Annotated in this window: 12 protein-coding genes; 2 read left to right on the plus strand and 10 right to left on the minus strand. The window is 70.7% G+C overall.

The genetic code is table 11. The annotated features are described in order from the left end of the window. The first annotated feature begins 274 nt into the window (after positions 1–274). Positions 275–1,162 carry an alpha/beta fold hydrolase gene (locus tag OHT61_RS06810; RefSeq protein ID WP_329035958.1) on the plus strand — a complete coding sequence of 296 codons (888 nt, stop codon included), beginning with the start codon at positions 275–277 and terminating at the stop codon, positions 1,160–1,162. A gap of 75 nt (positions 1,163–1,237) precedes the next feature. Here OHT61_RS06810 and fxsT read toward each other — a convergent pair whose 3' ends face one another. The 5 genes from fxsT to OHT61_RS06835 all read right to left on the minus strand — a co-directional run bounded on the left by fxsT (position 1,238) and on the right by OHT61_RS06835 (position 10,185). After that, positions 1,238–5,173, minus strand: a complete 3,936-nt coding sequence (gene fxsT, locus OHT61_RS06815) for an FxSxx-COOH system tetratricopeptide repeat protein (protein WP_329035961.1) — start codon at positions 5,171–5,173, stop codon at positions 1,238–1,240. After that, entirely contained in the window at positions 5,170–6,516 is a 1,347-nt protein-coding gene (gene fsxC, locus OHT61_RS06820; protein ID WP_329035962.1) for an FxsC protein, read from the minus strand. The genes fxsT and fsxC overlap by 4 nt, the downstream gene beginning before the upstream one ends. Positions 6,517–6,647: 131 nt before the next feature. Then, entirely contained in the window at positions 6,648–8,909 is a 2,262-nt protein-coding gene (gene fxsBH, locus OHT61_RS06825) for a radical SAM/SPASM protein FxsBH, inactivated beta-hydroxylase extension form (RefSeq protein WP_329035965.1), read from the minus strand. Between the two features lie 28 nt (positions 8,910–8,937). Beyond that, a complete protein-coding gene (fxsA, locus tag OHT61_RS06830; protein ID WP_329035966.1) occupies positions 8,938–9,105 on the minus strand; it encodes an FxSxx-COOH cyclophane-containing RiPP peptide in 168 nt (55 codons plus the stop codon). A 438-nt stretch (positions 9,106–9,543) separates the two neighbouring features. After that, entirely contained in the window at positions 9,544–10,185 is a 642-nt protein-coding gene (locus tag OHT61_RS06835; protein ID WP_329035967.1) for a hypothetical protein, read from the minus strand. A gap of 379 nt (positions 10,186–10,564) precedes the next feature. Between OHT61_RS06835 and OHT61_RS06840 the strand changes: the two genes are divergently transcribed. After that, complete coding sequence (locus OHT61_RS06840) at positions 10,565–11,494, plus strand: DUF4231 domain-containing protein (protein ID WP_329035969.1); 930 nt, start codon at positions 10,565–10,567, stop codon at positions 11,492–11,494. A gap of 41 nt (positions 11,495–11,535) precedes the next feature. On the opposite strand, the gene OHT61_RS06845 is transcribed toward OHT61_RS06840, so the two are convergent. From OHT61_RS06845 to OHT61_RS06865, 5 genes are all read right to left on the minus strand, one after another. Further along, the gene (locus OHT61_RS06845; RefSeq protein ID WP_329035970.1) at positions 11,536–12,015 is read right to left on the minus strand and encodes a hypothetical protein; all 480 of its coding nucleotides are present in this window, start codon (positions 12,013–12,015) and stop codon (positions 11,536–11,538) included. A gap of 185 nt (positions 12,016–12,200) precedes the next feature. Continuing rightward, positions 12,201–13,100, minus strand: coding sequence for a S1 family peptidase (locus OHT61_RS06850; RefSeq protein ID WP_329035973.1), 900 nt, complete (start codon positions 13,098–13,100; stop codon positions 12,201–12,203). A 327-nt stretch (positions 13,101–13,427) separates the two neighbouring features. Continuing rightward, positions 13,428–14,237, minus strand: coding sequence for a DUF1684 domain-containing protein (locus OHT61_RS06855; RefSeq protein ID WP_329035974.1), 810 nt, complete (start codon positions 14,235–14,237; stop codon positions 13,428–13,430). A 4-nt stretch (positions 14,238–14,241) separates the two neighbouring features. Further along, positions 14,242–15,522, minus strand: coding sequence for an NtaA/DmoA family FMN-dependent monooxygenase (locus OHT61_RS06860; RefSeq protein WP_329043123.1), 1,281 nt, complete (start codon positions 15,520–15,522; stop codon positions 14,242–14,244). A 5-nt stretch (positions 15,523–15,527) separates the two neighbouring features. Then, positions 15,528–16,604 carry an LLM class flavin-dependent oxidoreductase gene (locus OHT61_RS06865; protein ID WP_329035976.1) on the minus strand — a complete coding sequence of 359 codons (1,077 nt, stop codon included), beginning with the start codon at positions 16,602–16,604 and terminating at the stop codon, positions 15,528–15,530. Between the last annotated feature and the right edge of the window lie 167 nt (positions 16,605–16,771).

The following is a 16,771-nucleotide window of genomic DNA, read 5'->3' on the forward strand; positions in this document are numbered from 1 at the left end:
ACCCGGGCTCCGCACCACGTCGGTTCCGTTCGCGAACACCCGGTGCGATCGGAGATCGGCAGCGGGTGAGGACTAGTCCTGTCCTGTAATCGCGCCTGGAGTCCGGATGCCGCGCAGGGCGTCCCTGATGCCGAACACCACCCGACGCGCCCGGACGCCCCGAACGCCCCCGGTTCATCCCGACGGGGAGTGCCGGGATCGCTTTCGATAGGACATCATCGAACTGGCAACACCCATCGGGCAGTTGGCGCCCGAACCGAGTGGAGGGGGCGGCGTGCGAAGTCGGGTGCGCACGGCGGACGGACGGCATCTGATGGTCGAGCGTCAGGGGGATCCGCGAGGCAGACCGGTGTTCCTCCTGCACGGGATGCCGGGCAGCAGGCTGGGCCCGGCTCCTCGCGGAATGGTCCTCTACCAGCGCAAGACGCAGCTGATCACGTACGACCGCCCGGGATACGGCGGCTCGGACCGGCTGCCGGGGCGCCGGGTGAGGGACGTCGTGGAGGACGTGCGGGCCATAGCGGACTCGCTCGGCCTCGAACGCTTCGCCGTGGTGGGCCGCTCCGGCGGCGCCCCTCATGCCCTGGCCTGCGCCGCGCTGCTGCCCGAACGGGTCACCCGGGGCGCGGCGCTGGTCAGCCTGGCCCCGTGGGACGCGGCCGGGCTGGACTGGTTCGACGGGATGGCGGCCTCGAACGTCCTCGCCTACTCCACCGCGGCGGCGGATCCCGAGGGGCTGGCGGAATCCTTCATCAGCCGCTCCGCCGAGATCCGGCAGAACCCGGTCCGACTGCTGGACGACCTGCGCCGGGAGCTGACCGACTCCGACCGGACGGTGGTCAACGACGCCGGAATCCGCACGATGCTCCTCGCCAACTACCGCGAGGGTCTGCGCACTTCGGCGTACGGCTGGATCGACGACGCGATCGCCTTCTGCCGGCCCTGGGGGTTCGATCCGGCGGACATCAGGTGCCCCGTGATGCTGTGGCACGGTGTGAAGGACGTGTTCTCGCCGGTGGGGCACTCGCGCTGGCTCGCCGGGCGGATCCCGGGCGCCACCACCGTACTGGAACCGGCGGCGGCGCACTTCGACGCGCTGTCGGTGCTCCCCACGATCCTCAACTGGCTGCTGGAGGAGAACCCCGAGGCCGCCGTCTGCTGATCCAGGCGTCTGCGTACCGCCGGATCAGCGATCCCCGTGGTCCGGACCCCGTCGACCGGGGCCCGGACCGACGGCTCAGACCGACATCGGTTCCAGTTCCCGCTGGAACCGTGCCTCGTCCCTCGCTATCCGGGTCAGCGGATGGTCGTCACCGAGCTGGCGCGCCAGCTCGTCACCCGTCTCGGCCCGCACACGCAGCGCCTCGTCCGTGCGGCCCATGGCCGTGAGCGTGACCGCGAGGTTCGAGGTCATGGCCAGGGTTTCCGGGTGGTGCGCTCCCAGCACCTCCCGGAGCTGGGAGGCAACCCGCCTCTCCGTCTCCAGGACGATGTCGAGCTCGCCCAGCTCGGCCGTCGCGTTGGCCAGGTTCATCACGGTGAACAGGGTGTTCGGGTGCTCCCGTCCGAACACCTCGCGCATCGTGGCGACCACCCTCTTCAGCAGCTGCTCGGCCTCCCGGGAAGCGCCCGAGCCGGACAGGTAGACGCCGAGGTTGTTCTGCGCGGCGAGGGTGTACGGGTGCCGCTCCCCCGGCACCTTCATGTAGTGGTCCACCACCTCCTGGGCGGTGTCCCTCGCCTCGACCGCCTCCCCCGAGGCGTACTGGTCGGAGGCCATGTTGAGGTCGCAGGCCAGCGACTCCGGGTTGACCGAGGTGTACTTGGCCCGGTACCTGGCCCGGGTCGCCACCGTCAGCCGGCGCGCGTCCTCCAGCTGCCCCGCCCTGCGGAGCGAGACGGCCAGGCTCTTGGCGGCGCTGAGCGTGGTGGGGTAGGTCCGGCCGAGGGTCGCCTTGAGGCTGTCGTAGGTGCGGCTCAGCAATGCGACGGAGTCCTCGTAACGCCCGACCTCGCGCAGGTCGCGAGCCAGGTTCAGCGCGGACGAGAGGCTGTGCGGGTGCTCCTGGCCCAGCACCTCGGACCGCAGGTCGTAGCAGTCCTGGTCGATCTCCCTGGCCCTGGCGTACTGCCCGACGCTCCGCAGGTTCAGTGCCAGGTTGTTGGCCGCGGCGAGCGTCCGTGCGTGCCGCTCGTGGAAGATCTGGTTGAACCCGTCGTGGGCCTCCGTCGCCAGCTCGATCGCCTTCGCGTAGTCCCCGAGGAGCCCCAGGTCGATCGCCAGGCTGCTGGTGGTCATGTAGGTGTGCGGATGCTCCGGTCCCAGCACCTCGCGCTGGAGCCGGAGGGTGTACTCGTCGAGTTCCTTGGCCTCGACGTAGCGCCCGCGGGTGCGGAGGATGTTCGACAGGTGGAAGCAGAGGTACAGGTACTGGATGTCGCGCTCGCCCAGCATCTCCAGCCACACCTCGCGCAGTTCCTCCCCCAGTGTCCCGGCGGTCCGGACGTCACCGCGCTTCCAGAGGTACCGCACACGGTCGATCAGCAGCCTGCGGGTCTCGTGGTCCCTGCAGTAGCGGGCGTCCGAAGTGCCCAGGTGCGGCCAGATCGTGGCGAAGCGCGGCCATGTCGCCGGGTTGTCGATCGGCTCGGTGTCGTCGGGCCGGGCGCCCGCCAGAATGAGGTGGACGACGTGCCTGGCCTCGGCCTGCTCCTCCTCGCTGAGCTGTGCCCTGATCACCGCCTGCACGAGACGGTGCACCTGGATCGAGTTGGACACCTGGTCGACCTTGGCCAGGGCGAAGCGGCCGATCTCCCGGATGACCCGGCCCAGGACGAGCTTCTCCTGCAGGGAGGCGTCGTACGGCTTCAGTGCCTCGATCATCTCCTTGCTGTAGAGAAGATTGGCGGAGATCGGCTCGGGCGCGAAGAACGCGCAGAGCTGCAGCAGCCGTACCGCGGCGGGCGACCGCTCCTTGAGGCGTTCGATGGAGATGTTCCAGGTCGCCGCGACGGGCTGCGGATAGCCGGCCGGCTGGTTCAGGGCCAGGACCTGTGGGGCCTGCTGGGCGAGCTGCTCCAGGTAGGCGTCGATGGGGGTGGCGGTCTCCGCGATCCATGCGGCTGCCTGCTCGACCGCGAGGGGAAGGTCACCGACGGCTGTGGCGACCTGCGCCGCGTCCTCCACGCTGAGGCCGGGTGCCCTGCGCTGCAGGTGCTCGATCGACTCCTCCCTCAGGAACACGTCGACCGGAAGCGCGTCCCCGTGCTGGGACCACGCCTGGTTCCGTGACGTGACCAGGATGTGCCCGGAGCCGCCCTGCGGGAAGTAGCGCCTGAGCCGCTCCGGGTCGTCGGCGTTGTCGAAGACCAGCAGCCACCGGTCCGAGGGCACCCCTCGCCTCAGCAGGTCCACGGCCTCCTGGGAGGCCGCCGCCATGTCGTCGCCGCCCTGGGCGCCGAGCCGTACGGCCAGTTCGGCGAGCCCCGCGATCACGTCGTCCGTCTGCTCGGAGGATATCCACCACACCAGGTCGTAGTCCGCCATGAAGCGGTGCACGTACTCCAGTGCGACCTGGGTCTTGCCCACGCCGCCGAGACCGTAGAGGGTCTGCGGCTGCGGCAGCACCACGGCCATGCCGCCGCCGAGCTGGTCGCGCATCCGCTCCAGGACGAGGGAGCGCCCGGTGAACCCGGGGTTCCGGGGCGGCGCGTTCCAGATCCTGGGTACGGTGCCGGGGAAGCGCGGCCCGGGTGACACCCCGTCCCCGAGCTGCACCGGCCGGTCCAGGGCGCGCATCAGCGCCGTGGTGGCGTGGACCTCGTCCAGCCGGAACAGGTCGACCGGGTTGCGGTCGATGTAGGGCGCGGACAGGCGCACGTCGCTGATCCTGAGCGGCAGCAGCTGGCGCCGTCCGCCGCCCGGGTCCTCGGAGACGGCGCGTTCCCAGAGGTCCACGGCGCGCTGGGACTTGAGGTAGGCGCTGGAGAGGAGGACCACCGTGCGGGCGGCACTCTCCGGTGTGGGCTGCGTGGGATCCGCCGGGCCGGTATCGGCGGAGACGTCGCGCGGGACCACCCGGAATCCGGCTCGGCTCAGTACGGACTCGATCCAGTCGGCCCACATCCGGTTCTCCGCCACATAGCTGAGGAAGAGATCCGCGGGCAACGCGGGCCTGCGCCGGGTGAACGCGTCACGGATGCGCAGCCGCACCTCCTCCCCGACCGGGGGCATGGAGGTGATCTCCTGCTCGGTGACGACCGCGGTGAGACGCTCGAAGGCGGACAGCAGCGAGTTGGTCAGTCCCGTCTCGTCGCCGAAGGTCGCAAGGGTCTCCTCATAGGCGTAGTAGGGGCGGTACGGGATCTCCACCGCGCCCCAGTACGCGGTGAGTTCGTCGCCGGAGAGGTCGCGGGGCAGCCGGTCGAACTTGAGCCGTGCCAGCGCACGGCCGGCGTCGGCCTTCTCCTTCTCGCCCTCGTCGATGCGCATGGGGACCGGGAAGATGGAGATGGGACGGCCCGTGTACCGCTCGGCGATCTGGCGGGCGACCGAGGCCGCGCCGTCGATGGACTGGTCGCTGAGGGTGAAGCAGTCGACCAGCACGTCCGGGAGGTGGACGGTGCAGATGTCGGCGATGTCGCTGAGACCCGTCCGGCTGTCGATCAGCACGTAGTCGTAGTTGGCCTTCATGTCGTCCCGCAGGGCGTCGAAGAAGTGGCCGCCGCCGAGCCGGTCGTAGAAGTTGTCCCAGTCGAAGGTGGAGACGGTCGCGGAGTACTCGCGGTTCTGCCGGCCGGCGGACACGAAGTCGAGGGTGCCGCCCCGTGGGAACTCCCAGCCCAGGGCCTCGGGGTTGAGCGAGACCGCGTGCGGCTGTATGCGGGCGTAGTCGCGGTGCCAGTCGTCCGCGCGCTGTGCGGGATTGGTCGCGGCCCAGGCGTATTCGGTGATCAGGTCGATCACGCCGGTGGTGGCCCCGAGCGTCGAGGGGTCGAGGAAGGGGTGGAAGAACCGGTGCAGCCCGGGTGCCTCCAGGTCCCAGTCGACGGCCAGTACCCGCTTGCCGTTGGCCGCGAGGATCCAGGCGGTGTTGGCGAGGGCCATGGTGCGCCCCGTGCCGCCCTTGTACGAGTAGAAAGTGACGACGCGCCCGTCACGCCCGGCTGTCATACGTCCTCCGCATTCGTCGCAGGGTCGTGCCTGTCGGGTATGAACTGTGTGTCGCCCATGGGACCCATCAGCCGCTTCCGTTCGCTCTGCCGTCCGCCCGTGGCGGGGGGATACACCGTCGCGTGCCGCAGGTACTGCTGCGCGGCCACCTCGACGACCTGGGGAAGCACCTGCCCGAAGGCCTCCATCGTCGGCACGCCCTTGGCGGCGGCCCGGCAGAAGGCCCTCCCCTGCCGCATCTTCGCCGGCATGGTCTGTTCGAGCTTCTCGGTCAGCTCGGCCTCGGCGGCCCTGCTCTGATGGTCGTCCCGGCACCATGGGACGACCATGGTCACCCACGGTCTGTTCTGGGCGTCGAAGGCGGCGAGTCTGCGCCTGAGGTCCTCGTCCCGCAGGGCCCAGCGGTCGACCAGGAGTATCTCGGGCGTGGTGGGGGGCTGCTTGCCCTCCCGTTGCCCCGTGTCCTCGTCGAACGACGTGATGACCGCCTGGTAGTTGAGGGAGCGGACCAGTTCCTCGGCGACGTAGGCCAAGGGTTTCGCGGCGGCCGGATGGTAGGGGTTCCAGTCCTGCGGGTGGTCGCCGTAGTACTCGGCGGCCCGCCCCTCCGGGAGGTCGTGCCGCGTGGGCGCGGCGATGGTGATCTGCATCGGCCGGGGCGCTCCGACGCCGCTGCTGGGGGACCCGAAGGCGCTCGGCGCGAGCCGGTAGTCCACCGGTCTCCCGGTGTCTATGCGCACCGTGTCGGCGACGCTGACGATGCGTTTGGCCAGCTCGTAGACGGCCCGTTCGTATTCCTGGGCGAAGAGCCTGAGTTTGATCAGCCCGTAGAGCCCGTCACTGACGTAACGCTCCCCGAAATCACGGTGGTTGAACTGCAGGCGTTCGGCGGAGCCTGGCATTTGATGGGGTGGGACCGGAACCCAGAGTGCGGGCACGATGGCCTCCGCGGGCTGGTTCGAGCGTGCCCGGTGGTGGATGGCCCGCTGCTCGAAGGCGTACCACTCCTTGCCGCACATCTCGCTGGCGAAATAGCGCGGCGAGAACAGCGGAACGAAGACCCGGCACGTGGCGAGGACATCGCCCAGGCGTTCCGACCAGCCCTCGCCGGAGCGTATCTCCCGGTCCATGAAACCGGCGGACGCGCCCGCCGGCAGATCGGTCATGGCCATCACGTGACCGCAGAGATCTTGGAATAGCCGTTCGACCCACATGTCGGGGTCCGTTCCACCGCCGTACCCCGGTGTGTGCGCGTAACTCAGAAAGAAGTACGGCCGATGGTCCGCCGCTCGCTGCTGCGTCGATGCGTGCACACGACCCCCGTCCTGTGTGAGCACTCGCATCCTGGAGTGGAACGCTCGATGCGAGCGGAATCATCATTACGGAGCGGACCGCACTCCACCCCACTGCCGTTCGGTCATTCACCGCTGCTTTTCAGTCATCCGTCCCCACGCGCGGTCAGCACTCCCCTTGATCAGAAAGTGTCCTGCAGCAGTTCTTCCCCAGATGTCCCCTGTGCGCCGTCAATGATCTCCTTTCGGAGTCCCACCAGAATCCGTGCTCCGTCGATGGTCAGTTCGGGAGCGGATTCGATCGTGTCGAGTGCGTGGCGCACGCCGTTCAGGAGCCCTGGAGAGAAGAGTCCCGCACCGACCCGTTCGAAAGTCTCCGAGAGCGCTCGTGAGATCGGCACGGATTCCGGATTCCACGGCACCCGGTAATTCCATGCCCCGTCCGACGCGAAAAGATCCGTCACTTCGACGAGGGCCTGGAACGTGGTGCGGCGGAATCCGCGCAGCAGTGCGAGTGCCAGCTCCTCCTCGCCGCCGTCGGAACCGATGCCCAACGCGCCGTAACCGTGCCGTCCGGCACGCGTGGGTCCACCGGCGAGAGGCGTCAGTGTCACCAGGGTCCCGGCCGCCTCGGCCGCCTGCCGCGGGACCCTCTCCCGCAGCAGCTTCCAGGCCAGGCCGAGCCGCGTCCCCCAGTCCTCAACATCCCGCTCCGTGAGCCGCGGAGCCGCGGGGCCGTCGAAACACCCGCGGTACGGGTCAAGATCGTCGAGGACGAAGTCGGGTGCGCCTCCTCCGCCCGTCCGCCTCAGTGGCAGCCAGTCACGGCTTTCCTCCGTGAGGGAGGCGATACGCCGCTTCGCTCCGGCCTCGGGGCCGAGGACCAGGAACCCGCCGCCCTCCGCCCGCACCAGGACGCGGCCCCGCTCCCCCGGACCGCCCATCCGTACCGCGCCGAGCGTGGGCAGGAAGAGCATGCCGTCCTCGAATTCGGCGGGGACGGAGAGGGCGAGCCTCGCGCTGACGACGGCCGCGGCCACCGACCCGGCCAGCCGCGCGGCCGCACGGTCGGTGTGTGCGAGACCGTCCGGCGCCTCGTTGGCCTCACGGAGCCAGGTGCGGGTGAAGGGCTGGGCGAGTACCTCGTCCAGGGCGGCGGCTCCCCGCTCGGTGCGCTCGACCTCGGCCGCCAGGCCCCAGGCGTCCTCCCAGCCGTCGTGCCCGCTCGAGCCGAGCCTGCTGTGCAGTCCGGCGAGCAGGGTCCTGCTGACGTCGAGTCCCGCCGCCACGAGTTCCGCGGGGTCGGTGACCGCGGCCGACCCCAGGGACACGGCCGCGCGTTCCTCGATGCCGCGTACCAGCGCCGCCAGGTCGGCGCAGTAGACGGAGGGGTTGTCGAAGCCGTTGGACGAGCGGTAACGATGCGTGTAGAGGCCGCCTCCGCACGAACGTACGACGGGGCATGAGCGGCAGGCCTCGCTGACACCGGCCAGCCCGAGCTGACGCGACCGCACACCGGGGTGCGCGGCCACGTCGTCGAAACTGTTGCCGAAGACGTCGAACCCGGTGGCCGCGGCGCCCTCGTAGGCGCTCTTGAGCGAGTCCACCTGCTCCAACTGGCCGTCCGTCTCGATGACGACGAGGTCCGTCGGGGCGAGCCCCAGGGATTCGGTGAGGCTGGGACCACCGCTCAGGGTGGAGAGGACCGACGCGAAGAGGCGCACCGGCACCTGCTGGCCGCGCTCCGTCCAGCGGTCGTAGACGGCGAGGAGCCAGTCGGCGTAGGCGGTGGGCGAGCCGTCGGGTCGCAGGGGAGGTTCGTCCCAGGTCGCGTGCGGCAGAAGGAAGTCCACCCGCGGTGGTTCGAGATCGGCGAGCGCGTCGAACACGGCGACCGGGTCGTTGCGGATGTCGATGGTGCACAGCAGCCCGAGGTCGAGGTGCCGGTAGCGTTCCTGCCGCAGGAGCCCGATCGCCCGGAGGACCAGAGGATGGCTGGTACGGCCGTTGGCGAAGGTCCGGTGCCGGTCGTTCGCCTCACGGTCGCCGTCGAGCGAGATGCCGACCTTGACGCCGAACTCGTCGAAGAGGTCGAGATAGCGGGGGCTGAGCTGGACGCCGTTCGTATGGATCCTCAGGTCCAGCTCAGCGATACCGTCCAATGCCGATGTGAGCTCCTCGCAGACGCGGCGCAGTCGCGCAGGGCCGGCCAGGAGCGGCTCGCCTCCATGCAGGATCACTGACATCGAATCGAGTGCATGCCGGGAGGCATGCTCGGCCAACCGTCGAGCCGTCCATGAAATGGCGTCGTCAGAGATGGACTTAGGGCGGGTACGCCAGCTCTGATCTGCATGTTCATAGATGTAACAATGGTCGCACGCAAGGTCACACCTGCTGTGAACCTTCAGCACGACCTCGCGAAAGGGGACCAGGGGTCCTGTCATTCGCCCAGTCTAGCCAACGGCCCTCGTCTCAGAGTGCAGAGCTGAAGGTCGAGATTTCGGTGGGGCGACTCGTGGAGGTGCCGAATACCCGCCCGATCTTCCGTGACGCGTCGGCACCCCGGACGTCGATCTTGGCGAGCGGTACGCGGCTCTTCTTCGCAATGGCGAAGGAGGGGGAGGTCTCGTAGGTCTTCACGGGCCGTCCTTGATGGATTGTTTCTGGACACTGGATCACAGCCGGTACCTGCATATTCACAGTGCCCGGCGGCACGACTTTACCGTCCCCACGGGTGGCCGCAAACGCCGCCGTGAGAGGAAATCCTGCGTTTACGCCGAATTGCGATGGCCGAAATCCTGACGCCGATTGAGCCACACGAGCGAGCGCCCGCCGGGCACGTCAGGTGCGGGTGCCAGGACGCGCCGGGTGACGGAGCCGTTCCACCTCGTGATTCTGGCCGCGAACGGCGGTGCCGCCTCCTGCGCGCGCCCCATACACCACCCGTCGCGGCACCACCCGAACGGCAGCGCCCCGGAGTCTCGGGACACCCCCCGTCAACAGGCAGCTCCACAGACGGCGTTCACCCGTCCGGCGCTCGGACACCCTGTGTCCCGCGGATCGCGGCGGGCTCGGGCGTCAGTCGAGCGGAGCGAAGGCCGTCGCCCGCGCACCCTTCAGGCAGTCCCCGATGCGCTCATGGCTGTCCCCGACGACGTCGACCACCCTGACTCGCACGTAGAGAGCGTCGACACGTTCCAGGAAGCGCTTCGAGAAGGCTCCGACCAGCACCGTCTCATAGCTGCCGGTACTCACCAGCGGAAATCCCGGGCTGATGTCGACGAGCTGGAAGTCCTCGGCGACCGTCAGGCCCAGGGCCGTCAGTTCGGCCGCCGCTCCCGGGAGACCGGTCCACCGGGCGGCGGCGTCGGGGGCATCCGCGCCGGCCGGGACCACCAGGAAGTCGTACGACTCGACGGCGGCGATGTGCTGACCGCCGTTCAGCAGGCCCATCCTCCAGGCCTGCGCACCCCCCTTGAGGTGTTCCCTCACCCAGCCCCCGCGCCAGCCCAGGTAGGGGCGCACGGTTCTGGCGTACTGGGCCCGCGCCAGGACGGCGCCGGCCGCGACGGCCAGGAGGCTGCCTAGCGCCTCCATGTCGAGCAGCTGCAGTCGCCAGGGCCAGTCGCTCCGCGCCCCGGGGGCGACATTCGCCCGGACGGACTCCCACACCAGGACCACCGTCAGCAGCAGGAGGAGCACCAGGGGCGCGGTGAACAACAGCGGGCTCCGACGGACTCTCCGCTGGGCACCGGCCATGGGGACGGCAACCCCCGGCTCCGCTTCGGCCACTCACCCTCCCTGGCCGGGCGCGGAGGCAAGAACCTCCGCGCGGATCATCAATTGCCTTACGTGAAAGCCCTGTTGAGCGATCGTCGCACAGGAGTACGCATCGCACGAGAGGGCCCCATCGCAGGAATGCACGCACCCGTGCGCCGCCGAGGCGCCATTGCCGCCGGCGAAGGCGCGACCTACTCTCATGGCCCCGGCAGGCGGTCGCGCATCCTCGGAGCCCCGGGCAGCACCGACGGACCCGGCACCGGCAGCCGGCCCGGCCGCACGACCCACACGTGAGCCACAACTGCAGACGGGGGTGAACATGACAGCGATTCCCGGACCGCTGCAGAGCATGGTCTTCAGGAGCGCCGACCTGCCCGCACTCTTCCACCACACGGACGCCGTCGCCGTCGCCCGCCAGCGGGAGGCGGTCAACAGCACACGCGCACAACTGGTCCTTCTCGTCCTGGGTACCGTGCCCGCCGCGCTGCCGTGGCACGCGGAAGTCGATGGCTCGTTCCAACTCCTGGACGTGATAGCGGTGTTGGCCTACACCGGTGTCCTGATCACGACCTACCTCACCTCGCGCCGCAAAGCAAAGTCGCACTGGCAACTCAACCGCTCCGCAGCCGAGTTCATCAAGTCCAACTGCTGGCGCTACGCCGTCCACGGCTCGCCGTTCGACAGTGGCATCCAGCACCCGGAGGCGGTGTTCGCCAGCCGGCTGGAGGAGGGACTCCAGGAGTTGCGGAAGGTCGGTTGGGACGACCCCCGGGAGCGGATGGCCGACTCCGGGGGCGGGCTCATCACCGCGTCCATGCGGGAGTTACGGGACAAGGCGTTCACCGTGCGCAAGGAGACGTACGTACGGGACCGGCTGATCGAGCAGCGGCGCTGGTACCGCAGACGGATGCAGGTGTCGCGGCGCGGCGCGCTCGTCTGGTCGAGCACCATCGCCCTGCTGACGCTCCCCGCGCTGGTCCTCGCGGTGCTCCAGATGTTCGGCGAGGCCGACTCCTTCGCCCTCACCGGGTCGTTCTCCGCCGCAGCCGCGGCCTGTCTCGCCTGGAACGAGATGAGGCGCCATCACCCTCTCGTCTCGGCCCACTCCCTGGTGGAGGAGGACCTGGAGAACATGCAGGCGGCGATGGAGACGACCCTCACCGAGCGGCACTGGGCCGCGGCGGTCTTCGAGACCGAGCGGATCGTCTCCCCCGAACACACGGACTGGCTGGTCCGCCACAGGACGTGACACCGCCGCCGGTCACGGTCCCGTGCCGGCCGGCACACGCCTCAGCCGCGCTCCACACCGTCCTGCCAGATGACGGTGACCGGCCGGCCGAGCGCCCGCGCGTACGTCACGATGTCGCCGGTGCCGCCGAGCCCGCGGGCCGGGCGCCCGTCCCAGACCGCGAGCAGCCGGTCGCAGTGGTCGGCGATGTACGCGCCCGCCGCGTAGTACGCCTCGTCGGTGGCATGGGGGAAGTCCAGCCGCACCTCCCGCGCGGCGCGGGCCTTCAGCGCCCGGTAGCGGGTGAGTTCGGCCTGGTCGGCGAAGCCCTCCTCGTAGTCCCCGCTGGGGATGACGACGGTCAGCTCCGCGCCGTGGGCCAGCGCGATGTCCGCGAAGAGCTGGTCGGCCCCGACCGCCAGGCTGGAGAGGGCTTCGAGGGAACCGTCGTGGCCGCAGAACGCCGCTCTCATGCTCTCCAGCACATGGGCGTGGGCCTCCGGGGGGATGGAGCGGTGACCGGTCACTCCGATGCGTTTCACGGACCTGGAACCCCCTGGTGTCTGCGGGGGTTCCGGAGGGCATCCCTCCGGAGCGCACAGCCTCCGCCCCCCGTGATGCCAATGCGACCGACCGTAGCGCCATCCTCTCAAAGGGGCCGGGCCCAACGGGAGCCCCCGCCGGAATTCGGCAGGGGCTCACGGGAGTGCGACGGTGCCCCGACGGGTCAGAACACGCTCACCCCGTAGGCGCTCAGGGCTTCTGTGACCGGCTGGAAGAAGGTCGTGCCCCCGGAGGAGCAGTTCCCGCTGCCGCCCGAGGTCAGACCGATGGCCCGGGTGCCCGCGTAGAGGGGGCCGCCGGAGTCGCCGGGTTCGGCGCAGACGTTGGTGCGGATCAGGCCGAGGACGATGTCGCCGCCGCCGTAGTTGACGGCGGCGTTGAGGGCGGTGACGGTGCCGCTGTGAGTTCCGGTGGTCGAGCCCCGGCGGGTGACGGACATCCCCACGGTGGCGTCGGCCGCGCTGGTGATGTCCTGGCTGCCCACGGTGCCGGACTTGGTGACGGAGGCGTTGGTGTAGCGAACGATTCCGTAGTCGTTGGTGGGAAAGCTGGAGCCGGTGGTGGTGCCGAGGACCGTGGTGCGGGCCGAGTCGGACCACCAGGTGCCGGCCCCGTCGGTGCAGTGACCCGCGGTCAGGAAGTAGTACGTGCTGCCGCTGCGGACGTTGAAGCCGAGGGAGCAGCGCCAGCTGGAGGCGTGGACGGCGTCGCCGCCCGAGATCAGCTTGGTGAGTTTCCCGGGGGTGCGTTCGATACGCAGGGCTCCCGCGTCGGCTCCCGCGGATTCCTTGATCTTCGCGATGTCCGCCGGCGTGACCGTGCTGTCCGCCGTGACGACGACGCGTCCGGTGGCCGGGTCGGTGTTCCAGGCGGTGCCGGCGACGTCGGCTTCGAGTACGGCCGCTCCGGCCGCGGCGAGCCGGGCGGCACTGTAGGTTCCTGGCTGGTCGGCTTCGGCCGCGGGGACCGCGAGGGCGGCGACCGCCACGAGTCCTGCGGTGACGGCGGTGATCCGGCTGCGTCTCACCGTGGTGCCGTTGCGGGGGGTGGTGTGCTGGTTCATCCTCACTTCTCGTTCCTCCCGAGGGGAATCGGGGGCCCGTCTGTGGGGTGGCCGGGCCCGTGAGGCGCGGTCGGGCGATGCGCGGCCGGGAGCAACGGAAGGCGTTGGGGTTCCGGTCGCCGCGCGGACCCGACGAACGCTGCTCGGGAGTATCGGGCGGTGCCGGTATGGCGCACAAGGGCACATTTCGGCCGCCCGGAGGGGCCACGGGGGCAGCCCCGGCACCCCCGTGACCGACGGGACTGCCGAGGTTGCCGAGGCTGAGAAGCCTGCCGGGGCGGAGGGGACGGAGGAGGTCGTCCCGCGGTGCGGCACGGCCGTACCGGATCAGCCGTCGATGCGGTTCCGCTCCCCCGCCGGCACGGCCACGGCGAGCGTGTTGCCGGGCGGCGGGAAGGGGCAGATGAAGTGGTCGGCGAAGGCGCACGGCGGCAGCAGCGCACGATTGAAGTCGACCCGCACGCTGCCGTCCTCACCGGGTGCCCGGGGCCGCAGGAAGCGGAAGCGGTAACTGCTCGTGCCGCTGGTGGTGTCGGCGAAGACGGCCCAGAGGGAGCCGTCCGGCTCGACCGCCACCTGGAGGGTGTGCTCGGTTCCGTCCACGGTGAAGGCGATCTCGCCCGAGAGCCCCAGCCCCCGCTCGCGCCCGTCGGCGTTACCGACCCTGATGTTCTTCTCGGCGGCGTACGGCCGGTAGGTGCCCTCCAGCGACCAGCGCGGGTCGTACGGGGTGGCGTCGATGGTCCGGAAGGCGTGCCTGGCCGGCGAGAGCGGGTCGAAGTCCCGCACCGCCCAGAGCCCTTCACGGCGCAGCACGACCAGGCGGCGCTCCCCCTGGGCCACCCTCGACGTGTCGATGGCACCGCGGTCCGCGTCCAGGCGGACCTCGCCGGTGAACGGTTTACCGTCGACGGTCAGCGTGTCTTCGGGGCCGGCGGTGAGCACGACCTCGTCGCCGTCCTCGGTCCACTGCCCGGGAACGGCCGGAATGCGACCCTCCGGATGGTCGGCGAGCCAGTGGGTACCGGTGAGGGCGAGCGGGCCGTGCGGCGCGGCCACCGCGACGATGCGCCCCTCGTGCCAGCGCTGCCAGGCGTGGAACTCCTCGCCGCTGTCCTGCTGTGCGTCCGTGCTCATGCGGTCAACCTTTCCATACCGGCTCGGCCAGGCCGAGGTGCGACCTCAGCGTGGAGCCGGTGTATTCGGAGCGGAAGGCTCCACTCTCCTGGAGGAGCGGGACGACCCGGTCCACGAAGCCGTCGAGGCCGCCCGGGGTGAGATGCGGTACGAGGATGAAGCCGTCGGCCGCGTCGTCGGCGACGAACCTCGTCAGCTCGGCGGCGACCGTCACCGGTGAGCCGATGAAGGACTGCCGGGCCGTGGACTCGATGACCGTACGCCGGATCGAGAGCCCCTTGGCCTCCGAGAGCGCGCGCCACTTCGCGGCCACGGCGAGGGGGTCCGCGACCCTCACCCTCCCCTGGACCAGGCTCGAAGCGGGGTCGGGGTCGATGTCGGGCAGAGGGCCGTCGGGGTCGTACGCGGAGAGGTCGCGGCCCCAGACCTGTTCGAGGGCGAGGATGGCGTTCTGCGGCGAGACCTGCTGGGCGCGGATCTCCGCCGCGTTGTGCTGGGCCTCCGCGTCGGTGTCGCCGAGCACGACGGTGACACCAGGCATGATCTTCAGGTCCTCGGGCTGCCTGCCGTACTTCGCCAGGCGTCCCTTCACGTCGGCGTAGAACGTCCGGCCGGCCTCCAGGGTGCCGTGCCGGGTGAAGATGACGTCGGCGGTGGAGGCGGCGAACTCCCGGCCCTCGCCGGAGTCCCCCGCCTGGATGACGACCGGGTGCCCCTGGGGTGAGCGGGGGACGGTGAACTCCCCGGCGATGTCGAACTGCGGTCCGGAGTGGGTGAACGGCCGGGACGTGCCGTCCGGCGTCCAGGAGTCCCACAGTTCCCGCGCGGTCGCCACGAACTCGGCGGCGCGGGTGTACCGGTCGGCGCGGTCGAGATAGCCGCCGCGGCGGAAGTTCTCGCCGGTGAAGGCGTCCGAGGAGGTCACAACGTTCCACGCCGCGCGGCCGGCGCTGAGGTGGTCGAGCGTGGCCAGGCGGCGGGCCAGTTCGTAGGGCTCGTTGAAGGTGGCGTTGACCGTGGCCGCGAGCCCCAGCCGGTCCGTGACGGCGGCCAGTGCGTTCAGGACGGTGAGGGACTCGGGGCGGCCCACCACGTCCAGGTCGTGGATGCGGCCGTTGTGCTCGCGCAGGCGGAGCCCCTCGGCGAGGAAGAAGAAGTCGAACCTGCCGCGCTCCGCCGTCCTCGCCAGGTGCTCGAAGGAGCTGAAGTCGATCTGGCTGCGGGAGCGGGGGTCGGCCCACACCGTGGTGCTGTTGACGCCGGGGAAGTGGGCGGCGAGGTGCATCTGCTTCATGACTGCGGCTCCGAGGTGCTCGCGGCGGCGAGGCGGCCGGCCGGGCGGGCCAGGCCGAGGTGCTCGCGGAGGGTGCCGCCCGGGTAGAAGGTGCGGAACAGGCTGCGGTGCTGGAGCAGGGCCACGGTCCCGTTGACGATCCGCTCCAGATCGCGTTCCGGGGCGATCGGCGTCAGGTGGAAACCGTCCACGGCCCCGCCCCGGTGCCACCGGGTGATGTGCTCGGCGAGGTCGACGGGTCCGCCCCGGAAATAGGTTCCCGGCCCGGCCGGTCGCGGACCGCTCCCCAGCCCGGGTTCGGGTGCCGTCTCCGCGTCCCCGAGGTCGACGGTGAGAGCGGCCAGGACCCGCAGGGTGCCGGGGTCGCGCCCGTGGGCGGCGGCTCTGCGCCGCAGGTCACCGGCGAGCGACTCGGCCTGCTCGGGTGAGGTCGCCCGCACGTGTACGACATCGGCGTACCGGGCGGCGGGCTCCCTCGCCGGGCCGCTCGTGCCGTCGATGACGGTCACGGGGTGTCCCTGCGGTGGGCGGGGCACGATGGCCGGGCCCCGGACGGAGAAGGTGCCGCCCTCGAAGTCGACGTAGTGCAGTTTGTCGCGGTCGACGAAGCGGCCGGTGGCGACGTCGCGTATCTCCGCGTCGTCCTCCCAGCTGTCCCAGAGCCGTGCCCCGACGTCGGCCACCTCGCCGGCCTCCCGCCACAGCGCGGCGGCGGGGGCGGCGGACCGGCGGCCGAACAGGCGCGCCTCGGCCTCGGTGGCGGACACGTCGGCCTGCCAGCCCGCCCGGCCCTTGCTCACCCAGTCGAGGGTGGCGACGGCGGACGAGACGTGGAAGGGCTCGGTGTGTGTCGTGGTGACGGTCGGCACGAGGCCGATCCGGGTGGTGGCCGGGGCCACGCGTGCGAGCACGGCGAGTGCGTCGGGGCCGGGGCGGGCGAAGGAGTCGTCGAGGGTGACGTAGTCGAGGGTGCCCTGCTCGGCGAGGCGGGCGAGGGCGACGTGGCTGCCGGCGTCGTAGCGGGGCGGGCCGCCGATCTCGGCGGCGAGGTGGAGTGGCCTGGTGGCGGACATGCGGACCTCTCGGAATCGGGTCACGGCCGTGGTGGGGCCGGACGGCCGGGCGTCCCGGCATCAGGACCCGGGCGTGGGGGTGGAGCCGGAAACGGCCGGGCCTTCCGGGGTCAGGACCCGGCCGTGGAGGGGCCGGGCCTTCCGGGGTCAGGACCCGGCCGTGGAGG

The sequence above is a fragment of the Streptomyces sp. NBC_00178 genome, assembly GCF_036206005.1.
GTDB lineage: Bacteria > Actinomycetota > Actinomycetes > Streptomycetales > Streptomycetaceae > Streptomyces.